At 55.4% G+C, this 26,940-nt stretch carries 12 protein-coding genes; 8 read left to right on the forward strand and 4 right to left on the reverse strand.

Annotated features, from left to right (window positions below; genetic code table 11):
• Window positions 1-86: 86 nt before the first annotated feature.
• The 5 genes from SH573x_RS09025 (at window position 87) to SH573x_RS09045 (ending at window position 17,279) form a co-directional block, all read left to right on the forward strand.
• Complete coding sequence (locus SH573x_RS09025) at window positions 87-4,286, forward strand: glycoside hydrolase family protein (protein ID WP_479354319.1); 4,200 nt, start codon at window positions 87-89, stop codon at window positions 4,284-4,286.
• Between the two features lie 519 nt (window positions 4,287-4,805).
• Window positions 4,806-8,513, forward strand: coding sequence for a hypothetical protein (locus SH573x_RS09030; protein ID WP_479354321.1), 3,708 nt, complete (start codon window positions 4,806-4,808; stop codon window positions 8,511-8,513).
• A 5-nt stretch (window positions 8,514-8,518) separates the two neighbouring features.
• Window positions 8,519-15,448, forward strand: coding sequence for a hypothetical protein (locus tag SH573x_RS09035; RefSeq protein WP_479354322.1), 6,930 nt, complete (start codon window positions 8,519-8,521; stop codon window positions 15,446-15,448).
• 101 nt (window positions 15,449-15,549) lie between these two features.
• The gene (locus SH573x_RS09040) at window positions 15,550-17,046 is read left to right on the forward strand and encodes a protein kinase domain-containing protein (RefSeq protein WP_479354324.1); all 1,497 of its coding nucleotides are present in this window, start codon (window positions 15,550-15,552) and stop codon (window positions 17,044-17,046) included.
• A gap of 77 nt (window positions 17,047-17,123) precedes the next feature.
• The gene (locus SH573x_RS09045; RefSeq protein WP_479354325.1) at window positions 17,124-17,279 is read left to right on the forward strand and encodes a hypothetical protein; all 156 of its coding nucleotides are present in this window, start codon (window positions 17,124-17,126) and stop codon (window positions 17,277-17,279) included.
• A gap of 162 nt (window positions 17,280-17,441) precedes the next feature.
• Here the strand turns inward: SH573x_RS09045 and SH573x_RS09050 are convergent, their stop codons facing one another.
• A complete protein-coding gene (locus tag SH573x_RS09050; RefSeq protein WP_479354327.1) occupies window positions 17,442-17,717 on the reverse strand; it encodes a DNA-directed RNA polymerase subunit alpha C-terminal domain-containing protein in 276 nt (91 codons plus the stop codon).
• Between the two features lie 197 nt (window positions 17,718-17,914).
• Here SH573x_RS09050 and SH573x_RS09055 point away from each other — a divergent pair, with 197 nt between their 5' ends.
• Window positions 17,915-20,278, forward strand: a complete 2,364-nt coding sequence (locus tag SH573x_RS09055) for an ATP-dependent helicase (protein ID WP_479354329.1) — start codon at window positions 17,915-17,917, stop codon at window positions 20,276-20,278.
• On the opposite strand, the gene SH573x_RS09060 is transcribed toward SH573x_RS09055, so the two are convergent.
• Genes SH573x_RS09060 through SH573x_RS09070 form a run of 3 tightly spaced genes read right to left on the reverse strand, consistent with a single transcriptional unit; the run spans window position 20,202 to window position 22,761 of the window.
• Window positions 20,202-20,597, reverse strand: coding sequence for a hypothetical protein (locus SH573x_RS09060; protein ID WP_479356681.1), 396 nt, complete (start codon window positions 20,595-20,597; stop codon window positions 20,202-20,204). The genes SH573x_RS09055 and SH573x_RS09060 overlap by 77 nt on opposite strands.
• The gene (locus SH573x_RS09065; RefSeq protein WP_479354331.1) at window positions 20,598-20,897 is read right to left on the reverse strand and encodes a hypothetical protein; all 300 of its coding nucleotides are present in this window, start codon (window positions 20,895-20,897) and stop codon (window positions 20,598-20,600) included.
• A gap of 10 nt (window positions 20,898-20,907) precedes the next feature.
• Window positions 20,908-22,761 (reverse strand): ArnT family glycosyltransferase, encoded by a 1,854-nt coding sequence (locus SH573x_RS09070; RefSeq protein ID WP_479354333.1) that lies wholly within the window; start codon window positions 22,759-22,761, stop codon window positions 20,908-20,910.
• A 135-nt stretch (window positions 22,762-22,896) separates the two neighbouring features.
• Here SH573x_RS09070 and SH573x_RS09075 point away from each other — a divergent pair, with 135 nt between their 5' ends.
• Window positions 22,897-23,910 carry a site-2 protease family protein gene (locus tag SH573x_RS09075; protein WP_479354334.1) on the forward strand — a complete coding sequence of 338 codons (1,014 nt, stop codon included), beginning with the start codon at window positions 22,897-22,899 and terminating at the stop codon, window positions 23,908-23,910.
• 58 nt (window positions 23,911-23,968) lie between these two features.
• A complete protein-coding gene (locus tag SH573x_RS09080) occupies window positions 23,969-26,239 on the forward strand; it encodes an AAA family ATPase (RefSeq protein WP_479354335.1) in 2,271 nt (756 codons plus the stop codon).
• The last annotated feature ends 701 nt before the right edge of the window (window positions 26,240-26,940 follow it).

The following is a 26,940-nucleotide window of genomic DNA, read 5'->3' on the forward strand; positions in this document are numbered from 1 at the left end:
TAGTTTTTGGTACAGAGTGCAGTTGTGGGATTTTGGTATCCCGCCAACGGGTTTCGGGACCGAGTGGAACTGGTTAAGCGCTAACGATGAACGCTGTTGGACAAGGATGTCCGATTAAAACTTGGAGATTTGCCCTGCTTGGCTGGGTCTTTCTCGGCCTGTGCGCGCTGACGGGTTTGGCCTCTGCACAGACCGCGCTGGTTTCGCCCGCATCTGGTCAGGCAGTGTTAGACACCTCGGCAGTCACGCAAAATCTTAGCCTCGAGTTGCGAGCAGTATGGGGCGGTGGACCGGCTCGCAATTTTGCTGGTTCGATTAAGATCTCCGCCGGTACGTTCGATATTGTGCGCAACTTGAGCGTACAGGATGACGCAGTCGGTTCTCTCCAGCAGGCCAGTCGAAACGAGATAATTCTTCTGCCTTGTACACAATCGAACTTCGGTGGTGTCGATTTACTGGTCAAAGGTTCGGTCGATAGCGAAATTGAATTCAGCTTTCGTCAGCCCGGCAAGTCGACCGCCGAATCAGTCAAGGTCAAACTGAAGCAGGTCATGCACGACCGTGAGACGTTGGCCATCGATTCTCAGGGTTCGCGTCTATCGATTGAACGTCCCCTGCAAGATCGCGTGCGCGTGCGGTTGAACGAAGGCGAAACGATAATCTCTGCAGGTGACGCATGTGCTGTCATGGTGGAAGGGTATCGGACTGGTCTTAATGCCGGCGAGCATCGCGTGACAGTCAAGCTGGTAGAAGATGCCAGCGGCAAGACGTTGCAACAATTCCATCAAGATGTGGTTGTCGACGAAGCCGGCAGCTTCAACAAGATTCTCTTCCGTGAATTCCAACCACCTGCGGCCCATGGCGTCTACGCTTTCGATGTCAGCTTGATTCGCAAACGCTTGATCAGCTCATTTGTCAGTAGCCCATCATTGCCCGAGCGTCGGTTGGAGTTTGTGGTCGCACCGGAGGCGCGCGACCCGTCACAGGCAGTCAACGTGGCTGCCGCGAATCTGCAACTGCCGCATGACGCTTGGCGCGAAATTGGCCAACTCTACCCAGCGGGCATGTCGTGGTGGGATAGCTTGGGCAAATTCAAAGTCCCATCGGTCAAGAGCTTTACTCCATTGGTGGGGCAAGTCGGTTCGATGTCGCGTTCCATCGGTAGCGCAGATCATCAACGACGCGTGGTAGCAGGTACTGAATGTTTGGTTTTGGCCAAAGGTGCCTGGCATGCCTTTCCGATGGCCGTGCACGCACCCGGCAAAGCGCATCGCTTGCGAGTTAAAGCCCCCAGCGATGCGGCTCAGCAATTGGTCATTAGCATTCAAGAGCCCAGCCAGGCGTCCGCTGGCCCTGCCCTGCGGTTGGATAGCGCTATGGTGGTCGAGCCAACGACGGGCGTGCGCGATCCGTTTGTAACTCACGAATTGGTTTTTTGGCCCAAGAGCAATCAGAGTTATGTGCTGGTCTACAACTCAGATGCCACCCAGCCGGCAGCGATCGCGGAGATTGTATTGCAAGTATCCGATAGCCATGCAGAGCTTGAATCTACGGCCGACGTGGTTAACGGTGCCAAGGTCGTCACTGGGGATTCGGAACAGAATCGTTTGTGTTCACTGTACGTGGACAAGCCGTTGTTGGCTGAGAACTTTAACGCAGAACGCCGGGTAGACGCGGGTGGAGTTCGTGAACTGGATGGTTGGCGAGCTACCTGGCAAGCCAGTCAGCGCTTGGCGCAGTACACGCAATTCAGTGGCTTCAACACGGCGACCATCACGGTAGCCTGCCAAGGCGGTGCTATCTATCCCAGCAAATTGCTGACTCCTTCGCCAAAGTTTGATAGCGGTTTGTTTCTGGTCGATGGTTCGATTCCCGAACTCAAAGACAGTGTTGAACTGCTCTGCCGACAATTTGATCAACACGGCCTCAAGCTGATCTTGGCCATCGATGGTGAAGGAGCGCTGCCAGAACTGGAGCGCATAACAGCCCGCCTGCGTGAAAAGGACCCAGCGACTGATTTAACAATTGATTCAGCCACAGATCCCATCGACGAGCCAGCCTCAACCACTGGCGAATCGACCGATTCAACGACCAAGCCGACAATCGAACGACAGTTGAGCGATTTGCGTCAGCAACTGCCGTACTACCAGATCAGCGTTGATGGCAAGATTGCGATGCGTCCTGGTCCCACTGCCGAAACCAAGTTGACGGGTGATAGAAGCCCGATCCTATACAATCCGCTGGACGCGCGCGTACAAACGACGCTGGAAAAAGTTGTGCTCGAATTGGTTCAGCGCTATGGTCATCATGCATGTTTTGCAGGAGTCCAGATCAACTTGAGTCCACGCAGCCATTTCAATTTTGCAGGTGATCTGTGGGGTTATGACGAAGACACCATCCAGCGCTTTCAGCAGGCGTTGGGCTCGGCACTGCCGACCTCGGCAGAACAACGCCTGCGAATGTTGACCACAACCTTGCGATTGAATTATTTGAATTACCGGGCTGAGCAACTGAGCGAATTTTATATGCGTCTGCGCAAGGCCATGCGGCGGCAGTGTCCGCAGGCGCGACTAGTGATCAATCCAGCCAAGTTGGTGGCCACGCCGCCGGAAACCGATAAGTTTTCGGCAGCCGCCAGTGGCGCGGTGGGTCCCAGCGATATGCTGCTGGCCTGTGGCATCGATTGCCAGAAGTTGGCACACGACGAAAGTATCGTCATCCTCAGGCCGCAGACCGATTCGCCTTTGCGCTCACCCCCGGCTCGGGCTTGGAGTTATCAGATCGAAGGTGACTTGCAACTCGATGCGCTCACCCAGGCCACGCATTCCGGACTCATCCTGCAACAATTGCCCACCAGCTTCCGTGTGCCCGACTATGACAAAGTCAATCCGTTGGGTTTGGCGCAGTCGCGAACTTGGCTGTTCCCGCATGCCCAGTCAGCCGGCGATGCCGCTCGTCGGCAGATAGTCAATCGCTTATATCAACAAGATGTGCAGCACTTGACTGCAGGTGGTTGGTTGATCCCCATGGGCCAAGAGGCTGCCATGCGGCCACTGGTTACAGTCCTGCAGCAATTTCCAACTGAGACCATGAAGGATATTTCCTTGCAAGGCACCAGTGCATCGCTGCGCGTGCGCTCGATAACGCATCAGGGCAAGACTTATGTCCAATTGATTAACAATGCATCCTGGTCCGAGAATGTCTTTGTGCAACTGCGGGCTCAGAGTCATTGCATGGTGCAGCAATTGACTGGCGATGCCGCAGCCAATGCTCAAAGCATTCGCTTAAAAGCGGGTGAGCCGGCCAGCGTTCAACTAGCCATGCGTCCCTACAGTTTGATGGGATTGATTATCGAAGATGCCAACGCTCAGGTTTTGAGCGTGACTTCTTCGGCGCCCGCAGAGTTACCCGCATCCATGCAGCAACGCATGGCCGGTCTGCAGTTATTGATCGATCGCGCAGGCCAACTAAACGAACAACAAACTCTCGGACTACGCGGTGGCGACTTCGAGGCATGGGGTGAGGATGGCAAGCCTGTGGGATGGACCATCTCCAGCCATCCCAGCACGACGATTACTCTCGAGAATGAATTGCCACACACGGGTCGCGCGTGCGTCAGGCTAGAGAATCGATCTGAGAACAATGCGACCGCTTGGATTCAGAGTGACCGCATCGCGATTCCAACGACAGGCCGCTTGGCGCTGGAAGTTTGGGTGCGTGGTTCTCCTGGACCTACGCAACCTGTCGTGCGTCTATCGCTGGTGGGTCGATATCGAGATGGCAAACGCTTTCAACGTTGGCACGAATTCGTATCGGGCAAACCAACTTCATCGCGCCAGGCGGTTCGTGATGATTCGCAACTGACCGATGATTGGGGCCGTCGTCCCTTGGTACTGTTGGTGCCTGATGTGCCCAGCGAAGACCTGGCGGAATTGAATGTGGCCATCGATCTGATTGGACAGGGTACGATTTGTGTCGATGATGTGCGCGTCTACGGCATGTTCTTGCATCCTGACGAACAAGTTCATCTATCGGGTCAGATGTTTGTCGCTGGACAACAAATGCGTCAAGGTGATTACCGCCTGGCCGATCAATTGCTGACGAGCTTTTGGGCCAACTTTTTGTCCACGTATCTTCCGTCAGCCCCGGTGATCAATGACCAGCCTGTGGCCAGCGAAGCTCGTTTGCCACCCCGCGCCGCGCCCTCTGGTCCCGCGTGGCGCAATCCCAACGCACCACGTTTCAACCAGTGGCAAGAGAACCTCCGTAATCGCTGGCAACGCTAACGGAGGCGGACACCGGCGGACACCTCCTACTCCTACTCCTACTCCTACTCCTACTCGTGCTCGTGCTCGTGCTCGTGCTCTAAGATCTTTCGAGTACGAGTACGAGTACGAGTACGAAAAAAACCTTTGCAATTTTACGGTTCACTAGCTGGACGATCTCGTATGGTCAGAGGGTTCCTCATCCTAAAACGCAGGGACCGCGGAGCCCTCTCTGCGGGCTCCGCGGTACGTGCGTTTCCAATGGGAACCTTCTAAGCACCTGATTCCAAGTCATTCCACCCAATTTGAGTGGATGCTCCCGATACTCGGATTGTGCGTTCATTCCTGGACACAGCTGTGGAAATTCCGGTTGTAACGACCGAATTCTGGGGCCTTTGGAGCGAACCTGGGCTGGGCACGGTTCAATTAGCTATGACGGTTGCGTAAACTGGATAAGAACCTCCGGGTCGCCAGGCAGCACTCATGGAAGTGTCTGCTCGACTCTCTCTTGTCTTTATCCTGAGTCCACATTGGATGGAAATGCTCGCCAGAATAGCTGACCGGCTGCGCTCCGCGCTGACCGGACTACTCGCCAGTTGCGCGCTGGTTCTGGCAATCTGTCCACTGGGCTTGCAAGCCCAAGAGGATGAGCGACCGCCCGAGCCCAAGCCTCAGGAGGCATTTCCCGATGCGCTCAAGGAGGGCACGCTCGACCTCTCATCCCGAATCTATCTGCCCGACAAGAACAGCGTTCCCAGGTTGGTTCCCAATGTACGCCTGAGTGACTTGTTGGAGTGGAGTATAGCGCAGGGCCGCCGCATGGAAGGTGGCGATCAACCGACTTATAAGTTTGAGCAGTTCTTGGTCGAAGCCCGCATCGATGACAAACTGGCCAACCTGAACTGTCAGATAAAGTTGACGTTGAGCGAGACGGCTCACAAGGTTACCGGCATTCCACTGCGTCTGCAAAGTTGCCTGTTGACCGAAGCGGCTCAGTTTGAAGGTCCAGGCAAATCACAAATTCAAGTTGGCCGCAACGATCAACCGGGATACACATGGTGGTTGCAAGCTGAGCCAAATTCGACGCACTCGGCGCGCTTGATCGGCCAAACTGTGGTGCAGAGCGAAGGTGATCGCCAGTCATTGCAGTTAACGCTGCCGGTGGCGCTGGCCACGGTCGAAGTGCTCTTGCCAGCCAATTACCAGGACGTCAGCGTTCGTGGCCAAGGTGGTGAGTTGGTCAGCGAACAAGTGCAGGACGGTCTCCGCAAAGTATCCGTCAAATGCCAAGGCGGTGATCTGAACGTCTCGTGGCGCACGTATCTGGAGAGTCAACCCGCGGCCGGCGCTGCTGAAGTCACTAGCAAAACTCGCTGGAGTATTGACGACCCGATCAGCACCTGGGAAGCGGATAGCGAGTTGAGTTTGCGGGCTCATGGCGAAACGCCCATCGACAAGTTAATCGTCGAACTGCCCGAAGGGGCAGAGTGGATTCCTGTCGAGTTTGCGCAGACCGAGCAGTACAAGATCACTAGTGAAAATGTGCCGCTGGATCCAGTCAATCAGCCGGCGGTGGAAGCTGTCGATAGCCAGGCTAATCCGGCCGATCCAGCTGTTGCGCCTGCTGGCAGCGACCAACCTGCCAAACCGCAACCCACACGCACGCGTCCCGTGCTGACCATCCAGAGTACGAGTCGCTTGGGATTGTCATCACTGGAGAGCCTTCAGTTCCGCTGGCGTTGGACACCAACATCGGGTATCGAGCCCAGCGTCACAGTTCCAGCGTTGCAAGTTCAAGGCGTCGATCGTCATGATGGTACCACCACGCTGGTCGTGCCGGAATCGCTTGGCCTGCAATGGAAGAGTGCGCAAGGAGTGGATCTGGTGCAGCAGAGTCGCATCGGCATGCAAGAGCGCGTGCAGTACGTCTTTCGTTTCGCGCGGCAAAGTCAAGCGTTGAATGTGAGCTTTCGCCGCGAAGTAAATTTCGCCGACGTTAAACCAACCTATCTGGCTCGAGTAGATCGCGACGGCGTGCAATTGACCGGTTGGTTGAAATGTGCGTTTGATCAGACTCAGCAACCCGAGTTAGCGATCGACATGGGGCCATGGCAACTTGATTCCGCCGAAGCAATCTCTGATATGACGGACGTGGATGGTGAGTTGTTGGGCCAACAGATTATCGACGCTGCTAACCCACGTTTGATTAAAATTAATTCGCAGCTGGACTCCGAAAGTGTTGCCCCAGGGCGGCGCGTCCAGCAGTTGTGGCGCATTGTGGCTCACATGAGTCTCGAAAGCGGTAGCGGCAAGTCTATTCCGCTGCGTTTGCCGGTGCCGGCGATCATGCTCTTTGCCCCAGACCAATCGCGCGTGCCGCTGCAACATGTATCGGGTTCATTATTGGTGGCTGCGTCCGACAATGTGCTCCTGACGTGGGATCAACAAACCAGTCAATCGTTGTTGACCGACGCCTTGGCAGTGCCTTCAGAAACCATGCAATCCGTGGCCGCCACCCAGCGAACATTATCTTTTCGCTTTCAATCCGGTGCCAAGGATCTGCCCGTCTGGAGTGGCAAGCTGGATATCTTGCCACGTCGCGTAGCGGCCGAGCAACGGGTTGAAATCAATGTACAACCCGAGTTGATTCAAGTCATTCAACGCTTTCAATTGCAAATCGCCAACGAACCGTTATCCGCATTGGTGCTGGATCCACATGGAGCCCGCGATGTGTCGGTGTTGGTCGAAAGTGTCCCTTGGATCGTCGAGGCTGTAGACTCCAATGCTGCATCTACGGCTGTGCCGACAATTTCATCGCCCACTTCCCCACCGGTTTCTTCGCAGGCGCCGGATGCGGTAGCCACCGCTGCCGGTACGATCTCCGACACAGCCAATGTTCCGCTGTTCAGTGACGGAAGACTGCGCGCCGTAGGCTCGACGATACTCATTGGCAAGGTGAACGTGGAGATTCGTTCACAACATCGATTGTCGACCTTCAGTAATCCTCAAGCTTCGAAGTCTGCTGAGGAGATCGCGCAGTTGCCGTTGGTAGCTTTAGAAGTGGATGACGTGGTCGTTCGCAATCCCATACAAGTGACTGCAAGTGTTCAGAGTGGCCTGAGCGCTTGGATCAGTCAGGTGTCAAATGGAACCAGCATTTCGAATCCGCGGGTTGGCGATTCGACTAGCTATGCAGCCGATGATCGTTGGTCCCCTTTGCCAACCTCGCCTTTCGATTTGCCGATGAGCAGTGAAGAGTTGGAATTGCGCATTGCTCGTCAAACTAGTCGCACTCTTTTGCCAGTGCGGGTAACAGGCGCGTGGCTACAAACCGCCCTGAGCGGTACCACGCGGGCTGATCGCTTTTGCGCACGGTTTTTGACCGATCAAGATAGCTTGACCATTCGTTTACCCAACTATGACTTAGCGGCCGAAGTGGCTATTGATGGAATTCGACAGAGCTTTGATCCCAGCGATGGCAGATTGCAAATCAGCCTGAACGATTTTACTGTTGGCCAGGAACATACCTTGGAAGTTTGGACACGTTCGGCCAATACGGTTGGATGGTTCAACAAGATCGAAGTAGATGTGGTCAGCATCGATGGCTGTCCACGCTTTGACCAGTTCTATTGGCAACTGGTGACGGCCAGCAATCAACATTTGTTGGCTTTGCCAGCCAGTGTAACCGCCGAGTGGCGCTGGACGTGGGATCGCCTGTGGTGGCAACGCGAGAGCCCCATGGATCAGTCCGACTTTGAACAATGGCTGGCCGCCACCATCCAGCAACCACTGGCTCCAGGCGCAAACAAGTATGTCGCTAGCAGCTTCGGTACGGTCAATCCTTTCCAAGTTTATGTTGCCTCACGCCTACTTTTGTGGTTACCGATTGGTTTGGTGGCGATAGGCGGTTCGATCTTGGTCTCGTTGTTTCGCACGTTGCGACATCCAGCGGCGTTGTTGCTGCTGATTGCTTGTGTATTATCGTTGGCCGCTGTTTGGCCAGACCTGGCGATACTGGTCGGCCAGACGTCGCTGGTCTCGCTGGTCATTGTGCTACTCTACGCGGCCACACAAGCTGCCATCGAAAGTCGCGTTCGACGACGGAGCATCTTCAGCACGCGACCTGTGAGTGGTATCCACGACAATTCGGAATCGCCGTCGCTGATACGTCCGGCGTCGCATGGTTCAAGCGAAATTGTCGCCACCACGCGTACGCAGTCGCCCATCGCTTCCAACGGTGGAGGCTAAGTTCAATGGCCACTGCCGGTCGCCATTTCCACGATGCTCGCTCGCGCCACTTGGCCTGCGGGCTCTTGACGTTGATACTGAGTTTGATGTGCCGCCAATCGCTGTGGGCGCAGGCGAGCGACGCACCGAGTTGGTCGGCGATGCGCGTGTTTGTTGATGAAAATGATGTCGAAGCTGTAGTCACCGACAACTATGTGCCGGTACTGCTGACTGATCTTGAACGCATGTTAGCTGACGATGCTCGGCGGCGTTTGCAGTCCAATACTCAGGCCACGGGAATTCAGCGGGCTGTCTATGTTGCCCGTTTTAGCGATCAGCAGTTATCCTCCAAGGCCTCGCTCTGGCAAGTTGCCATGCCAGGCCCCAGCAGCGTTCTGCCCATTGATCGAATCTCTGTGGCGCTGGAGGAGCCACAAGGTTTAGTCGACAGTTTTGTACCGCTGTCGCGCGATTTGCGTTATGTCGACGAGCAACGTTTGCAGTTGTCCGGTGCTGAAGGTTTACAGAACTATTGGTTTGGTTTCAAAGCCAAGACCAAACGTCGCGACATCGGCCAGCAATCGTTAGATCTGTCACTACCCAAAGCCGTTATGGCGACCATGTTGATTGCGGTGCCGTCGCAGTTTACCGTTACGTCACCTCTACCTTGCGCACCGGTTGCCGATGTGAAATCACTGCTCCCTGAATCATGGCCAGCCAACAGTCTACCCACATTGCAACCTGATGAGCGCTGGTTCGCAGTCTGGCTATCTGGTCGAGAGAGCTGCACGCTCAATTTTGAATCGGTCGCACGAGCCAGCCAAGTTCAATACCGCCTGGCATTGGCCAGTTCCCAGTGTGACACTCTGGTTACCGCCAGTGGCTTGCAAGTTAATTCAAGATTTCAGTTGACGCGCCCGCCAGTGGACGGCAAGTTGCGATTGCAGATAGAGGAACCGCTGCATGTTCGCTCGATCTTCATCAACAACGTCGAAACAAGGGCCTGGACGACCGTACGCGCCACTCAGCCATCTGAGACTGAAGATACAACTCAGATCGTCGAGGTGCCCATTGCGCTGCCGGGCGATACCAATATCGTCGTGTCGGTGGAGACAATTGGTCAAATACCATTTCCCTTTGACGGTCCGCTGCCAAGAATCGATGTGGCCGACGCGTACGTTTTGGATGGTCGCTGCACTTTGAGCAGCAGAGACTACATCGAAATTGACGACGCGCAGTGCCAGACCCATATCTTGTCCAACAGCGACCAGGCCGGTTCGCTGAACTGGCAATGGCAATGGACTGGCAAGTCGCCTGTGATGCGCACACGCTTGCGCTGGCAATCGGATCCTTGGACCGTTGATGCGTTAACTCGCATCAACCTGCAAAACGACTTGGTAGTGGCTTCGGTACACGCCAATCTCCGTAGTCAATTGGTGCAAGGTAACCAGGTCACCATGCGGCTAGCCAGAGGCTGGTTCGTAGATTCTGTCGAACTGGAAAAAGCTCCGCTGGGTGTTTCGGCCAGCGTAGTCGATACGGCCGATGGCACATCGGAACTAAACATTCGGTGGGATGAGCGGCGCAATGATTTGGATGCGCGCGTGATTCTTGAGGCCCATTATCATCAGCCTACTGATGTCGAGACGCTGGAGTTGCCGCCGACGCGAATTCTGTCATTACCGGGCTCAAATCAGATCGATACATGTGTCATTGAATCGTCTGGTCAGTTTCGATTGGACGTCGACCCAGAGTTGCTGCGTTTACGAACCCGTGAAGACGACCTGGTGGCCTGGCAGCGCGAATTGTTGCCAAGGTTGGGTGAGGCTTGGATCTTTCGTGGTGGTCGTGCCAGTCTGCCGCCTATCCAATTGGCCCGCACCAAAGCGACGATGGAGACCAAGCTACATACAACAGTTCAGCAGTTGCCTAATGAAGTTAGCGCTACCTATCGAATTGTTTGCCAACCGATCTCGGGCAGTATTAAACAACTGCGCATTGTTATGCCCCTGCCGCCCAATTTGCCTGCACCGACCTGGTCTTTGGTTACGCCGCTGGCTGGCACATTACCGCCTGGATTGACAGCATCCAGCACCGCAGTCAGTTCCTCTAGTGGCGATACGACCTTTACGGTGGAACTATCCAAAGAACTCGCCGAGCCCTTTCAACTCCAAGCCGAACTGCGTTTGACGGATGTTGGTTTTCGTATGACGGAGACGCCCACGTCAATAGGCTTGCCGTTGCCCCTGGTACCGCAAGCCATCGCGCAAGACGCGGTTTTGGTTCTGCCCTTTGGCATTAGCTTGCCCGAAAACATGGCTACGCTGGAGGTCTTACCGGCGGGCATGTGTTGTCGCGATGGCCAAATCTCTGAAGCTATCCAGCCAGAGTACAGCGATGTAATCGCAGCCCGGTATGACGCCAGCGCGATCAATCAGGTATCGTTGAAATTGGCCCCACCTGATCAGCCCAAGGGCTGGATACGCAGTGGAGTGCACGAGCATTGGCAACACAGCGCTGGTCGCATCGTTCATCGATCAACCTGGATGCTGGCCACGCCGCACGTCCAGGTGTTGAACTTCCAGTTACCGATCAGTTGGGATCTGCTCGCGCTCTATATCAATGGCTTGCGCATCGATCCTCTGCAACTTACGCGAGCCGATAGTGATGGCGTAGTCAACGTGATGGCTAGCGTACCCGCCGGTCAGCAGGTGCAAGTCGAGTTGCAGGCGACTAGCCGCAATGTGAACACCTGGCTTTCGGCCGTCGAGTATCCACAGCCGGAGTTGAAACTGCCGGCCATGAACAGTCGACACATCGTGTGGTTTCCTCCGAACATCTGGGCGGGACAAAATTGGTATGTTGCCAGTGAACCGTCATGGTTCAGCCGCTTTGCCATGCGCCGTTGGTGGCAGTTGATGAGTCTGGAAGCTGCTGAGCCGAAGGGGAGTCTCAGGTCGGAAGTCGTCGATGATGAAACGGTAGACACGTTGGTCGATGATCCACTGCAGAGCGATTGGCCGACAGCCAGTGGCAGTTGGTGGCCACTCGATCTGCACGAGGCACCGGCGGTCAGTCGAGTATGGTCGATCGATCGAACCCTGGCGGCCAGTCTAATACTCAGCGTGTTTCTGTTTCTGACCATGGGGATGCTACTGATTTGCCGCGATCGATTACTGCTGTGGAGTTTGTGGTATACGCTGTTGGGAGCGGGGTTATGTTTGGTGCCTGACCAATTGGTTTGGCCCATCCAACTTGTGATTCTGTCGTTGATTGCCTCCAGCCTGGTGGCGTTGGCGCGCTGGTTGATCACAAAATCGCGACAACCTGCCCGACGCAGCGACAGCGTGCAGATCTCGACCGGCGGGCTAGCGCGAATGAACTCGTGGTTAGTCGCGCTGAGCCTAACGATCGTCGGATCAATTGCCCAGGCACAGCCCCCTCGACCTCCTGCGCGTGAAGTATTCGGTATTGTCATTCCGCTGGATGCGGACAAGAACATTGCTGGCGAGTATGTGTACATCTCACCGCGTTTGGATAGTCTCCTAAATAGTCCCAAATCGATCGATAGCGCGTCGAGTCCGGTTAACATCGCTGCAGCGTTCTATTCGCTCACAGTCAGTAACAATCCTGTCAATTTAGCTAACGAAGTTGGTGATCTGACCGTTGAAATGACCGTGCAGGCCATCCGCTCTGATTCAGAATTGCGCTTGCCGTTTTTGAAGAGCGAGGCCATGCTGCAACGGGCATTTTTGGATTCGCAGATCATGACCGTCGGCGACCGCATTCGACAAGAAAATGACTACATCTTGTGGCGTGCCCAGGATAGCGAGCGACATACGCTGCGCATGTTCTTGCGACCACGCAACACTCAGCAGCGCGAGGGACGCGGTTACCTGTCGGTCGCAATTCCCTCGATACCCATGGCCCGTTTGGACGTACTGGGCGACGATTTGCGCGACGTCAATATCGAGGCCATTGGTGGCGTGCAGTTGGAGTCGCCACGCGTCATCACTGCCAAGTTGGGGCCGGTCAATCGGTTGATGATGAACTGGCCGCTGAGCGCCACGCGCGTCACTCCGCAGGTTCAAAGCGATACTTGGATACATTCGCGGGGCGAGAAAATCATGGCCCAGTGCCAATTGCGACTGCGCGGCGGGTCGTCACTGCCTAAGCAGTTGGTGTTAGTGGGCGATGGAAACTGGACACCCATTGGATTTGACTGGAACGATGCGCGGCTCTTGACCACCGAACAAGCAGCCACACAAGGTCGCTCGGTGTATACGCTCGAGCGCAAAGACGACGGCAGCCCGGACGTACTCATTCGCGTGTTGATGTTACCGCGCGAAGGTGCTTCGGGGCAGACTCTGCCAGTACCATTCTTGGCTCTGCAGCAATCCGGCGCATCAGCCACGCGCACGTTAGCTTTGTCCTATACGGACTCTCCACAATGGAAGGTCGCGGGCACAGATGGATGGCAGACGCTCCTATCCAGCCAGGCATTGCCCATCTGGGACAAATCCCGCTTGGCGGAACAACCTACGATTTGGAAAGCACCCAGCAGCACGGTGCAAGCTGCCCTGCAGCGCACTAGTTCGGTGTCGCAACCATTGGTTGATGAAATCACCGAGGTTAATCTGCGCCTGCCTGAGACCAAACTAAAATACGTTGCCAAGTGGCAGACACCGATGGTAGGCATATCGGCCGTACGCTTCGAAATTCCGAGTTACCTACACGTCGATGGCGTGTATGTCGATTCGTTGCCTGCCAGGTACTCTGTGCATGAGGCAAGCGGTGGTAATGAGGCATCAGTTACTTCATCTAGTAGTGCCACTTCTAGTCAACTGGTCGTGTTTGTTGACAGCAGTCTGGGAGGCATGCATGCCTTGACTTTGCAATTCAGTGCTCCCACGCCTTTGGACAGGCCTTTACGCGTGGGGCGACCGCTGTTGAAAGATTACACGGTTAGTTCGAGCATCGTGCAGTTGTTTCGTGGCGCTGAAGTTACTACTACTGCGATGGCAGTGGATAACAGTGAACTGAAATTGGCGAAGTTCGATATTCGTCCCAGCCAGCTGTTGCAGGAACTGCACACATCGATGGGACAGTTGGAGTTGGGAGCCAATTACCGTCAATCGGCTGAATTGCCGTTTGAGTTGAGAATAACACGCAACCAACAAGCGCCTGCGACCAAAGCTGTTATGCGTTTGAATCGCACCGATCAGGGGTGGCGAGCGCAAATGGATGCAGTCATCAACATGCCGCCCGATCAAGTGAACCCAGTCTTTTTTGATATTCCACGTTCATTGGAGACGAGCCTGTTCGAACCGTTGGAGGCCAATGTACCGCTGATGCTCTGGCCATCAGCCGACAGTAATCGAACGGTCCTCTGTGCCTTGCCCGCTCAAGACGGGCAGGGACCTGCCCACGTCTCGTTCGCGTTTCGCTTGCCCACAACCGGTGCATCGCAAGCGATCACCTTACCTGACATTCGTTTGGTTGGTCTCTCCACACAGCGACCGGTGGTCGCCTTGCCCACTGTAGTCGCCGGTGAACCGGTGCGGTGGACACACGTCGGACGTGGTTTGCCCGCCAATTGGATGGAACAACCTGGGCTGGAAAAGATCGATATGAAGGTTGTCAACGTCGATGCGCCCACGTCATCGCCTACGGACAAGACTTCTTACACATTGCATGAAACCGGCGGCAGCCAGTCTCAAGCCACTTGGCAGACAAAAGATGATCATCAACAGATCGGTAAGATTCTCTTCACCAAAATCGTCCTCGATCCTCCGACAAGCTCCCCGATGAAGCTGGCCAATGGTCAGTCGGACTCGTTAGCCGCCAGTTGCAAAGGGGAGATTGATTGGTGGATCGATCCTCGCAATCGCGCTTACTTGAACATTACCTGGCCGCGTGATCTCGAGTTGATTGGCATTGAAGCCAACGATCAGCCCTTGACTTGGACCAAGGCCAGCGATGATCGAGTTCAATTGCTGCTGCAGCCCAGCTATCTGCCACTGCGTCTGAAACTGCTAGTTGTGTGGAATAAGGGTTTTGTCGACGGCAGCGTTACTTTACGCGAGTTATCGATGCCCACGCCCGAGGCAACGGTTGCTGGCCCAATTCTCATCGGCCAGCGCAAGCCCCATGCAAGATCGGGGACAGGTGGCCCATCGAACCACTGGCGATTGGATCAAGCTACGCCGGTTTCAACCGAAGCGGTCGACAGTGCCTTGGGCCAGGCTTGGGCCACGATGCTGATGGAGTCGGCTCCGACGGCCGCGGATCGAGGTCTGGATGAACTGGCAAGTTGGTTGTTGGATTGGCAGCCGGATACGACCGGGTTGAACCCAACCACGACGATTTCGGCCAAGAGCCAGTTTGTAGATGACCCTAACGAGCCTGCTAGCGGTCAGACCGGCAATGAGGTGCAGTTGTCGGTGGCTGAGTTCTGGAAGCGATTCAACCAACGCGAGTCGATCGCGCAGCGTGAACCAACGCCAGGTGAGAACGGCGAACTATCCGACGGGCTGACCAGTGCGGGTAGTGGTGGGATGATTGGTGCTATGGCCAGTGCCCCTCGGCTGCGGCACGACGATTACAGTTGGGTTAGCCTGGGTTCTTCGGCAACTGTGCATAAACTTACGCTCCAGGCCAACTACAATGGGAATGCCGTCGCAAGGTTTGTTCCCTGGACAGCCGCCTTGGCGTGGTCCGTGATTTGCCTAATGGTCACTCGCATGCTGATGGCGCGTTCTGGGCGGTTGGTTGACTATTTAACTGAATTGGTATGGCCACTGTGGGTGTTTTTGGCTGGGGCCATGCTCCTGTTGCTGCCGACAATTTGGCCTGGGGTGGTTATGGGAGTGGGGGCCGTAATCGTGCTGTTAAAACGATATAGGCAGTTGGGGCAGCAAGGAAATTACTGGCTTTTGCCAAAAGTCTTTCGCTGAATGCAGTAACCGACGATATCAAATTTGCGTTTCCAGGTCGTCTGACATACTATCAATAGGTCGGACCACTCGTCCTCATTTCAGGCTAATCCGTTCCTGGCATGTCGAAATTCACTCCTGAACAATTATCGCAGTTGCTGGTCCAATTGGGCTTGCTGGAACCCCTCCAGGTCTCGCAAGCCTGGTCCGAAGTCGGCACGATTGATGGTTCGTGTGATGATCTGCTGCGCGTCTTGCAGCGTAAGCAGTTGTTGACCAATCTGCAGGTGGACCGGATTCTTAAAGGTGAGATGTCCGGGTACTTTTATGGTCATTACAAAGTTCTGTATTTGATTGGTGCCGGTACGTTTGCTCGTGTCTATCGCGCTGTCCATCGTGAAAATGGTCGCGTGGCTGCGGTCAAGGTTTTGCGTCGTCGCCATCGCGGCGAGCCGCTGCAAGTTGAACAGTTCATGCGCGAAGCGAAAGTGGGAATGCAGTTGCGGCATCCCAATATCGTGGCCATTTACGAAGTCGACCCTGATCCGCGCAATCCGTACATGGTGATGGAGTTTGTCGAAGGTCAAACACTTCGCGAGCTAGTTAAGATTCGCGGCAAGATCGAACCGGTGACCAGTTTGCGATTGATTGCCGATGTAGCCAATGGTTTGGCGTATGCCTCCACCTTCGGTATTACGCACCGCGATATGAAACTGAGCAACGTCTTGGTAACCGCTCAAGGCCGCGCCAAGTTGGTGGACTTCGGTTTGGCCGCGCTGGCCGACACCAGCAACGATCAGGCTGTGGCTGATTGTCCCAATGCGCGAGCGATCGACTATGCGGCGCTGGAACGTGGTACTGGCGTACGCAAAGATGATTCGCGCAGCGACTTGTTCTTCTTGGGTTGTATGCTCTATCACTGCCTCAGCGGTGAATCGCCCTTGACGGAAACTCGCGACCGCATGGCGCGCTTGAATGTGTCGCGTCTGAAAGATATTCGGCCGCTGATTCAAATCGCGCCCGAACTACCGCACAACGTAGTTGCCTTTTGTCACAAGGCGATGGAATTCGATCCGACCAAACGGTATCAAACAGCCGCTCAAATGCACCAAGAGCTGCGTAGCATTATCGAGCGATTGGAAGCAGGTGATACGCAGACCTTGCCCAAGTCGCTGGCTCCGGCCGATGCGGTCGACGACGAGATCAGCAATGAAGGGGCTGGACATTCAGTGATGCTGATCGAGAGTAAGCTCGAGTTTCAGAATCTGATTCGCGAGAAGCTCAAAAAACGTGGCTACAAGGTATTGGTCTACAGCGATCCCGAGCGGGCCTTGGCCCGTTTCCAATCGGATGAAGAGCGGCCTGCGGAATGCGTGATCTTCAGCGCACCGGAACTGGGCGGCGCCGCCCTGGATGCGTTCAACAAACTCGGCGAAGACGCCCACACGGCCGACATGCCGGCCATTTTGCTGGTCGACCGCAAGCAGCAGTTCATCATCCGCCATGCCAAAACCGGCGCTCGTCGCGTCATGATTGGCATGCCTCTGAAGGTACGCGACCTGCGCGCCATGCTGCTGCGCTTGCTCTCGAGCGATAATGCTCAAGTTGAAAACGCCTAACTAAGCCGAGGGCGTTAGTTAGTAGCCCCGGTTCCTAAACCGCAGTCGTTAGCCAAGGGGTTTGGGTGGCACTGGCTATGCGCAGCATTGCCAGTGCTCCCAGCGAAGTGGTTGATATTCGGCTTGCGATTGCACCAGCCAATGAAATCGAAGTGAGAGAGCACCCTGCGGTGGTTCATTCGCGATTGATCGTACCGGTCACAGACGGCGCCCAAGTGAAGGTGTGTCCATAACTTCGCTTTCGTTGGCTGACTGCACCGGCTGGTCAACCGTCCCGCTTCGTTCCATGCACTGGCAATGCTGCGCATAGCCAGTGCCACCCCAAGACCGCCAAAGAGCTGTGGCTAACGCTACAGCACTCCACAAAAACCGAGGCCAATGCCTACGGCTTAGGCTTACTTGGGTGAACTGCGGCGGCTGGGTCTAGCGAAACCGATGCGCTCGAGAGCCTGGTAGACTTCTTCGAGTGTCTTTTCACCAAAGTTGGTGATGCTCAGCAATTCTTCGCGCGTGCTGTTGAGCAGTTGTTTGACCGTAAATATGCCGCGCTCTTCAAGACAGTTAGTAGTGCGAACGGCTAAGCCGATTTCTGCTGTGCTCAGGTCCAATCGTTCACGCATCTTGCGTGCATTTTCGTCCGCCTGGCTGAGTGGAATCCGTGTCCGTGCCATGTGTCTTCCTCCTGGAAAATAGATCGAAACTCTTTTTCGTTCTCGCGGGAGCGATTCCTATCGGTGGCTCGTTCCTCAGAACCACCGTGCAGAGTATAACAAAGTTGGAAATGGTTACCAACGCTCTCACACAGTAACTCGAAAACAACTACCGCAAATTTTTTGGTTGAATTGCTAGCGTTTGTAGGATGGGAATCTTGGAATCGCAGTTGCTAAATGGACTGAATGCATCCCAGCGGGCTGCCGTGCAAACGATCGATGGTCCGCTGCTGATGTTGGCTGGACCAGGTAGTGGCAAGACGCGCGTGGTGACGCATCGCATAGCGTACATGATCGAGCAGGGTGTCGAACCATCTTCGATTCTCGCCTTGACCTTTACCAACAAAGCGGCCGAAGAAATGCGCGGGCGGTTGCAGAAGTTGGTGGGCGATGCGCCGCTGTGGATGGGCACCTTTCACGGCTTCTGCGTGCGCGTCCTCAGGCGCTACGCCAACCTTTTGGGCTTGCCCAATAACTTCAATATCTACGATACCGATGATGCCACCGCCGCGCTGCGCGCCGCGGTGGAGGAGTCGCGTTTCTCACTCACGCATGTCTCGCTGGGCAGTCTGGCAAATCGCATAAGCTACTACAAAAACCGCTTGGTCACCCCCGAGACGCTGATGGCCGAAGGTCTCTCCAGCGACGAGCACAACATTGCTCAAGTCTATCCTTTCTACCAAAAGCAGTTGCTGAAAAATGGTGCTGTGGATTTCGATGATCTGCTGATGCATACCGCTACCCTGCTGCGCAACAGTCCGTCGATTCGCGCGGAATTGGACGAGCGGTACAAGTACATCATGGTCGACGAGTATCAAGATACAAATCTCGCCCAGTACGTCATCGTGCGGCAACTGGCGATCGACTATCCCAACCTGGCAGTTACCGGCGATCCGGACCAGTCGATCTATGGCTGGCGTGGAGCGAATCTCAAGAATGTCTCCTACCTGGAACGCGACTATCCACAAACCAAAGTTATTCGGCTGGAGGACAACTACCGCAGTACCCCTGAAATTCTGTCGGTGGCTGATTGTTTGATCCAGAACAACGAGTTTCGCAAAGCCAAACGTTTGGTGCCGTCGCGCGAAAGCGGCGCAGCGGTGCGCATCTGCGTCTACACGACCGCGCGACGCGAAGCCGAAGATATCGTGCGACAGATGGTGGAAGCGGTCAACTCCGGCGAACGATCGCTGCGCGATTTTGCCGTTCTCTATCGCACCAATGCCCAGTCGCGACTGGTGGAACAAGTTCTAGCTCGCCATCAATTGCCTTACCAATTGATCGGTGGTTTCCGTTTTTACTTGCGCAAAGAGATCAAGGACCTGATCAGTTATCTGTTGGTACTGCATAATCCCAGCGACGATGTGGCCCTGGAACGAGCCATCAATACGCCACCGCGTGGGGTGGGTAAGCAGACGTTGGCTAAGCTGAAGGAGTTGGCCATACGCCGGCAGGTGAGTTTGCTGGACGCCTGTCGCGAGGCCGTGCAAACGCATCTCTTTGGCAAGAAGATCGAAAATGGTTTGGCCGACTTTTTGAAGATCCAAGATCGCCTGGTGGATCTGGTGCATGGCAACTTGCTCGACCTGATCAACGCTACGATCGAAATGACCAACTATCGCGAGTACCTGGTGCGCGGACGTCAGACGCCGGGCAGCGAGTCCGAGAACGATGTGTTGGCTAACCTGGATGAACTGATGGCCGAAGCAGCGGAACTGGATCGGCAAGTACTCGATCGTTCGCCGCTGGAAGCCTTCTTGGAATTCGCTGCGCTGCAAAGCGATACGGATCGTCTCAAAGGCGGCGAAGCCGTGACACTCATGACCCTACACGCCGCCAAAGGACTCGAATTCCCAGTGGTCTTTATTATCGCGGTGGAAGAAAACATTCTGCCTCATCAACGCAGCAAAGATGATCCGCTGGCGATCGAAGAAGAACGTCGCTTGTTATTTGTCGGTATCACACGCGCACGCGATCTCCTGCAACTGAGCTACGCTCGACGTCGATCGTTCCGCGATACCGAATCACCGGGCATTCCCAGTTCGTTCTTGATGGAGTTGCCCCGCGCGGATATGAACTGGCTGGATCACAGCGAGCCTGATCCGTATTCGATGGATCACGATCCAGGCGATGGCGATGATTATTCTCAGTTGGCCGGACGCTGGCACGAAGAGGAATTCAGCCAGATCGAAACCCATGATGCGCATGAGGAAATCACTTTCGATGATGACATGTGCCAACTACCGCCCGACGAACTGCCCGCGCGAATGATTGGTCAATTCAAAGGCCGCTTGATGACCGGCGCCGATCTGGCTAGTCAGCACGATGCGCGACGAGCCACACTGGTCACCGAGGCGGCGTTTACCGTAGGACGCATTGTCTCGCATCCGCAGTATGGCAGCGGACGCATCATCGCTGCCAGTGGGCGCGGCCCCAAACGCAGCGTCACCGTCGATTTCTTTTCCAGCGGTGTGCAACGAGATTTTCGACTGTCCCATGCGCAATTGACGATTGACGATTGACGATTGACGATTGACGATTGACGATTGACGATTGACGATTGACGATTGACGATTGACGATTGGAGATTGGAGATTGGAGATTGGAGATTGGAGATTGGAGATTGGAGATTGGAGATTGGAGATTGGAGATTGGAGATTGGAGATTGGAGATTGGAGATTGGAGATTGGAGATTGGAGATTGGAGATTGGAGATTGGAGATTGGAGATTGGAGATTGGAGATTGGAGATTGGAGATTGGAGATTGGAGATTGGAGATTGGAGATTGGAGATTGGAGATTGGAGATTGGAGATTGGAGATTGGAGATTGGAGATTGGAGATTCAAACTTCAAACTTCAAACACTTTTTGAGTTCGCTTGAGATTACAAATTCCTTCAAGCACTGAACGAAGCGTTCGGTGAATGCATCGCCTTCTTGCAGGCGGGCTAGTTGTCCACGCAGTCCGCTGATGACTTGATCGAGTTGTTCGGTGGCGGTTAACGAGCGATCGACAAACAGCAAGTGTCGATTGCCCAATCGACAAGCGCCGCCGGCGCAACCCCCCAGCCATTCATGACGCACTTGCCAACCGCTTTGATTGGCGATCCACAGGGCTTCTTCTAGCAAATCGATGGTATGCATAATCCGTCGGTTATCGTCGATTGGGCGTATCGGGATGCGCGGCCAGCGTACCGGTGGGATGCACGAATTGATAGACGACGATATCTCCAGGGCGCAAGAACCGTTCGGTGCGGCCAACTTCGATCAGAGGCGAACTGGTCGAACTCCAGCGACTGATGGCCAGGGCCACACGCTCAGCGGTGCCACCTTCGACAATCAAATGGTCACCGGTTTGGATGCCTTGCTGGTGCATCTCTGCTAACCATTGTTCGGGCAAGTTGCCAGGTTGCGAAAGTTCTTCGGGAATAGAACCTACCGGTTTTTCCAGATAATAAACCCAACTCGGCTCCATGCCCCCCAGGCCATACCAACGAGCGGCCGAGCCGGCGCGCTGGTCCAGTACCAGCAGCATATCGACTTCGCTACGATAGGCGTCGACGGCCCGCGTGCCCACACCAAACAGGGCGATGTGCAAGCCGCAGGCGGCGGATAACCAAATGGCTGGTACCCATTGCGGTTTGTTTTGCCAATCCGCCATCCAACCCGCACAGCCCGCCAAGGCTAAAAGCACCGAACTGCAACCAACCCAACCGACCAGCGGTAGAGCTTCGACGTAGCTGAACCACATCAATCCGCTAGCCAAACAAAATGCGACCGCGATAGCTACGCCACCGGCTAACGCACGCCAGCCTCGCGACGGCATGCGAACTTCAGCGGCAAAGTCTTTCAAGAATCCACCGATGACTAGCGCTACGCCGGGATAACACGAAGTGATGTAGCTGGGCAGCTTGGTACTGGCAAAAGTGAACAGGGCCAACGTCACCCCGACCCACACACCGGCTAGCGTCATCGACGTGCGCGTAGCTGCTCCGCGGCGCTTGGCTCTGATTCCCCACCATATGATCGGGATCAACCATAGCGACCAAGGAAAGGTACCAACCAGCAGTGCAACCGGGTAAAACAAGACGCCACCATCATGACCTTCCATGCTCGATAGAGCGCGGCTGACGTTGTGACGCCAGAAGAATTCAGCCAAGAACTCACCGTCGGTCGCGATGCCCACCGCTATGTACCACGGGGCGGCGATAGCTACCGACAGACATACACCGGGAATTGTGCGCAGAGCCAACAAGGCACGCCAAATTTGCTGAGGGGAGGCCACGTTCCAGACGCGGGTGACGATGCGCACAACGCGCGAGGCGGGCAAACGCTTGGAATCGAGCGTCGGTCGTTCCACCAGCAGCCACCACGTGTGGACGATTAACATCGGCAGTAACAATCCGACGGGACCCTTGGCCAGGATCGCTACACCCAAAGCGGCATAACCCAAAATGGTCCAGCCCCAACCAAGTCGCGGTTTCATGATCGACTTGGCCAGCAACGAACGACGTAGCGGTTCGACGACCATGCCACCTGCGATAGCCGAGATGCCCACGGTGGCCGCGGCAATCAGGCAGGCATCAGGCGTCGCGGCTCGACCGGCCATCACAAATAGAGTACAAGTGGCCAATACAGCGCCTGTCCAAAAGCCTTGCCAACCTATAATGGTCTTCTCACCGGCCAAGCGACTGGCCAGCCAGGCAATCGCGATTACTGAGATAAGTGCCGAAACAGCCGATGGAAGTCTGGCCGTAAACTCACTTTGACCGAACAATTGGTAAGCCGACATCTGCATCCAATACAACAGGATCGGCTTGTGGGCTCGGAGTTGGTCGTTGAAAGTTGGTACGATCCAGTCGCCGCGCGAGAGCATCTCCTGCGATGCACGCGCATTGCGCGGCTCGTCGCGGTCCCACAATCGGGCACTACCTAAAAAGGAAAACAAGATTAGTGAGGAAAGAGCCAATAAAATGGCGACTCGCCACACGGTAGGACGATCTGTCATGCTTGTCACAACGTTCAACTTGGCCCAGACTATTGGGGAATGAATGCAATCGATAGCCAAAACCAGTTGCGTAACTTCTCAGTTGATGGGGAAAGTAGTGGAATCAGGCCAATTCAAGCAAGAGGAATTCCGGGCATGAGCCAACTGCATGGATCACGCCAGGCTGGCGAGAAGTTCCTCTCTGTGGATGATGCACCGCCGCAAAACCCCAGCTATGATGCTGAAATTGCCCGCCCTGCTCCACGTCGCATTACCCGGATCGCGCTGTGGTTGGCCATTTTTACTTTTTTGTCGACCTTCTGGGCAGGAGCTACCAACTGGGCTCCCACCTATGCGCTCTTGCACGCGGCCGAAGTTCAGAGCTTGCTGCCCGTACGCGTGGCCTTGCTCGCGAACTGGTCCGATGGTCTGCAGTTTTCGCTGGCCCTAATGGGAATCTTGGCAGCGCATGAATTTGGGCATTACCTATTTACCCTGTATTACCGAGTTCCCAGTACACCACCGCTCTTCATTCCCTTTCCGATCTCTTCGTTGGGAACATGTGGGGCAGTGATTGCCATGCATGGAGGGCAAGCGGATCGCCGGCAGATCTTCGACATTGGCTTGGCCGGTCCCATCGCCGGCTTGTTAATTGCGATCCCAGTGTTGATCTATGCGATGTGGCATCCACAGGCGCCCGACTACGCGCCGTATAAAATGATGTCGCTGGGACAGCCGTTGATTGTGCAATGGCTGGCCGAGTGGCTGGTCCCCGATCGCGCGGCCGACTATGTTTCGATGCTCAATACCCAAGCCAGTCCGCTCTTGATGGCGGCCTGGTCGGGGCTATTGGTGACCGGGTTGAATATGATGCCGGTTGGTCAATTGGATGGTGGTCACGTGGCCTTTGGATTGATTGGCCCTCGATCGCGGTGGTTTGGTTTGTTTGTGATGGCGGCCGCGGCGGCGTACCTGGTCGCCTTTGCCGTCATCTATCAGCAAATGCATGTGTTTACGCCGATGTATTTCCTCGCCTTGTTGATGGGGCCGCGTCATCCGCCCAGTCGTGATGATTCGCGAACACTCGGATGGCCTCGCCAGATAATCGGTTGGACCTCGCTACTGATTCCAATCTTGTGCATTCCCGCCAATCCATTGGTACCTGCCTGATCGTACAACACCGGTAGCCACCCGTCGCCAGACGGTGGACGCAGCATGTGGGTGGATCATGTTTATTCGTATGCCAGTCATGCTCAGTTTCACAAGTGGCGGAGTCTGCGTGGCTCAGTTGCTGGCTGGACCGGCGTATGAATCGCTGGGCGCGAGTGCCGAGCAAGCGCTGCGTGCCCTGAAGACGCGCGTCAGGCGCGAAGTGAAGTCGAACCATTGGGCGGCTAACAGTGTTTGGTCCGAAGCCGAACTGCAGACGCGCAGTTTCCCAGTGCGGCCGGTAGTTGTTCACGATGATCGCCGCTTTCCGGCCGGACCTCAGATCGATCTGCCCGTCCGTTATCTGCGATTGCAAGATCAACGTGGCGAAGTGTATTGCCTGCTACCGGACTTTGGCGAAATGCTCTACTGTCCCACGGCTGAACTGTTTCGCACGACGTTAACCGAAGCGGTGCGATCGATTACCGCCCTGCTCACGCCCGGACAGTTGCGAAGACTCTGGCCGCCCAAGAGTTCGGAACTGCGTTGGTTGCGCGTTAAGTTGAAGGATGCCAGCGTTGGCCGCACAGCATCGATCGGCGATTCACGCTTGGCATTAGTGGCCGAACCTTTGGCCAGTCGTCAATTCAGCGCGCAGTTAGGTGGCGGTCGCGATGACCCGCGGAGCGCGCTGGAGAATGCGCTGCGACGAGGCAGCGCGTTGGTAGTCGGCGAAAGTGGAGCTGGCAAAACGACCCTCATCGGGGTGGTCGCCAGACAAATCGAAGAGGAACGTCGACGCAAAGCCAAAGAGGAACGCAGTCGAGGGCGGGCCAGCAGCCAGGTGCCGATCGTCTGGTCCACCAGTGGCGGTCGATTGATTGCTGGGATGCGTTATCTAGGACAATGGCAAGAACGGTTAGAGCATGTGGTCGCCGACCTGGCCAACATCGACGGCATCCTGGCTGTGGAGAATTTATTGGAATTAGTAGCGATCGGAGGTCGCGAACCGCGCGATTCATTGGCTGCGTTCCTTATGCCGTATATCAGGGGTGGTCGCTTGCGCATGGTCGCCGAAGCCACGCCTACGGAACTGGACGCCTGTCGTCGCTTACTACCCGGACTGGTCGATACATTACCTCAGATCACGCTCGAACCCATGACTGTCGAGCACGAAGTGGAGTTGGTTCGCAGTACGCTCAAGAGTCGTTTGCAAGCAACCAAAGTTACGTTTGACAACGATGTGCCGCGGCTGATTAGTCGTCTATGCCGACAGTTTCAGCGGCACAGTGCCTCACCAGGGCCGGCCATGTCGTTTGTGGATGAACTGACCAGTCGCCGACGCAGTGCCGACGCCCCTGGTAATTGGTCTAACGAGCAAACGCTCAGCAAATTTTCCAAACGCACGGGCCTGCCAATTACGTTGCTCGATGATGGACAAACCTTGTCCAAGACATCGGTGATTGAACATCTGTCGCGCGAAGTCATTGGTCAACCCAATGCATGTCGTATGGCGGCTGGCATTGTCACGCGCATCAAGTCCGCTGTACAGGATCCAGGTCGCCCGTTTGCGTGTATGCTCTTCTGTGGGCCGACGGGTGTTGGCAAGACCCAACTAGCCAAGTCGCTGGCGCAATTCTTGTTTGGAGCGAGCAGTGACAAGTTGCGTTTAGTACGCTTGGATATGAGCGAGTTTTCGGGCATGGCCGCTGGTCATCGATTTCTCTCCGACGCTCAAGGCCAGCCCTCCAACTGGATTCAACAGATCCGAACTCGGCCGCTGAGCGTGCTGTTGCTGGACGAAATCGAGAAAGCTTCTTCGGAAGTGTTTGATATCTTACTCAGCTTGCTCGATGAAGGTAGATTGACCGATCGCTTGGGACGCGTGACTTCGTTTCGCACTACAGTCGTGATCATGACCAGCAATCTCGGTTCGCGGCAGAGTACAGCCGTGGGGTTCGGCGACTCGCCAGCGATTGACTACGCCGGCGAAGTGCGTCGCGCGTTTCGACCAGAGTTTTTCAATCGTCTCGACGCCGTCGTACCCTTTGCACCCTTGGATCACGCGGCGATTCGTCTCATTACCGAGAAAGAACTGAACGATCTGCGTCAGCGCGAGGGACTCGAGCGATACGGACGCGATATTCGCTGGACTGATCGCCTGCTGGAGCATTTAGCCAAAGATGGATTTGACGCGCGCCTAGGCGCGCGTCCTCTGCAGCGCGCGATTGAAACCCTGGTGGTCTCGCCGCTATCGCGTTGGCTGGTGGAACGCAAATCGAAAGTGGCTGGCCAGTTGGAACTGGATTGGGACGGCAAACTGGTAGTGCGCGAATCGTTTAACCCGTAGCCGCCAGGCGAGGCGCACCCTCTAACCAATCTCTGCGTTTACCTGAGCATCCGTTTGCTTAGCTCAATCAGTTGGCAGTGAGAAACCACTTCTGCGCTTGCCTGGCCTATCGGCCACGGGTTAAACGATTTAGCCGCCAGGCGAGGTGCACCCTCTAACCAATCGCTGCGTTTACCTGAGCATCCGCTTGCTTAACTCACTCAGTTGGCAGTGAGAAACCACTTCTGCGCTTGCCTGGCCTATCGGCCACGGGTTAAACGATTTAGCCGCCAGGCGAGGCGCACCCTCTAACCAATCGCTGCGTTTACCTGAGCATCCGCTTGCTTAACTCACTCAGTTGGCAGTGAGAAACCACTTCTGCGCTTGCCTGGCCTATCGGCCACGGGTTAAACGATTTAGCCGCCAGGCGAGGTGCACCCTCTAACCAATCTCTGCGTTTACCTGAGCATCCGCTTGCTTAACTCACTCAGTTGGCAGTGAGAAGCCACTTCTGCGCTTGCCTGGCCTATCGGCCACGGGTTAAACGATTTAGCCGCCAGGCGAGGTGCACCCTCTAACCAATCTCTGCGTTTACCTGAGCATCCGCTTGCTTAACTCACTCAGTTGGCAGTGAGAAACCACTTCTGCGCTTGCCTGGCCTATCGGCCACGGGTTAAACGATTTAGCCGCCAGGCGAGGCGCACCCTCTAACCAATCGCTGC

Source organism: Rania fehmarnensis (genome assembly GCF_056494185.1).

What these genes read in the sequence shown, in the direction of transcription:
- SH573x_RS09070 (WP_479354333.1), bottom strand. Translation starts at nt 22,761, where the DNA reads ATGACAGATCGTCCTACCGTGTGGCGAGTCGCCATTTTATTGGCTCTT.
- SH573x_RS09035 (WP_479354322.1), top strand. Translation starts at nt 8,519, where the DNA reads ATGGCCACTGCCGGTCGCCATTTCCACGATGCTCGCTCGCGCCACTTG.
- SH573x_RS09065 (WP_479354331.1), bottom strand. Translation starts at nt 20,897, where the DNA reads ATGCATACCATCGATTTGCTAGAAGAAGCCCTGTGGATCGCCAATCAA.
- SH573x_RS09075 (WP_479354334.1), top strand. Translation starts at nt 22,897, where the DNA reads ATGAGCCAACTGCATGGATCACGCCAGGCTGGCGAGAAGTTCCTCTCT.
- SH573x_RS09025 (WP_479354319.1), top strand. Translation starts at nt 87, where the DNA reads ATGAACGCTGTTGGACAAGGATGTCCGATTAAAACTTGGAGATTTGCC.
- SH573x_RS09030 (WP_479354321.1), top strand. Translation starts at nt 4,806, where the DNA reads ATGCTCGCCAGAATAGCTGACCGGCTGCGCTCCGCGCTGACCGGACTA.
- SH573x_RS09080 (WP_479354335.1), top strand. Translation starts at nt 23,969, where the DNA reads ATGTTTATTCGTATGCCAGTCATGCTCAGTTTCACAAGTGGCGGAGTC.
- SH573x_RS09050 (WP_479354327.1), bottom strand. Translation starts at nt 17,717, where the DNA reads ATGGCACGGACACGGATTCCACTCAGCCAGGCGGACGAAAATGCACGC.
- SH573x_RS09040 (WP_479354324.1), top strand. Translation starts at nt 15,550, where the DNA reads ATGTCGAAATTCACTCCTGAACAATTATCGCAGTTGCTGGTCCAATTG.
- SH573x_RS09045 (WP_479354325.1), top strand. Translation starts at nt 17,124, where the DNA reads ATGCGCAGCATTGCCAGTGCTCCCAGCGAAGTGGTTGATATTCGGCTT.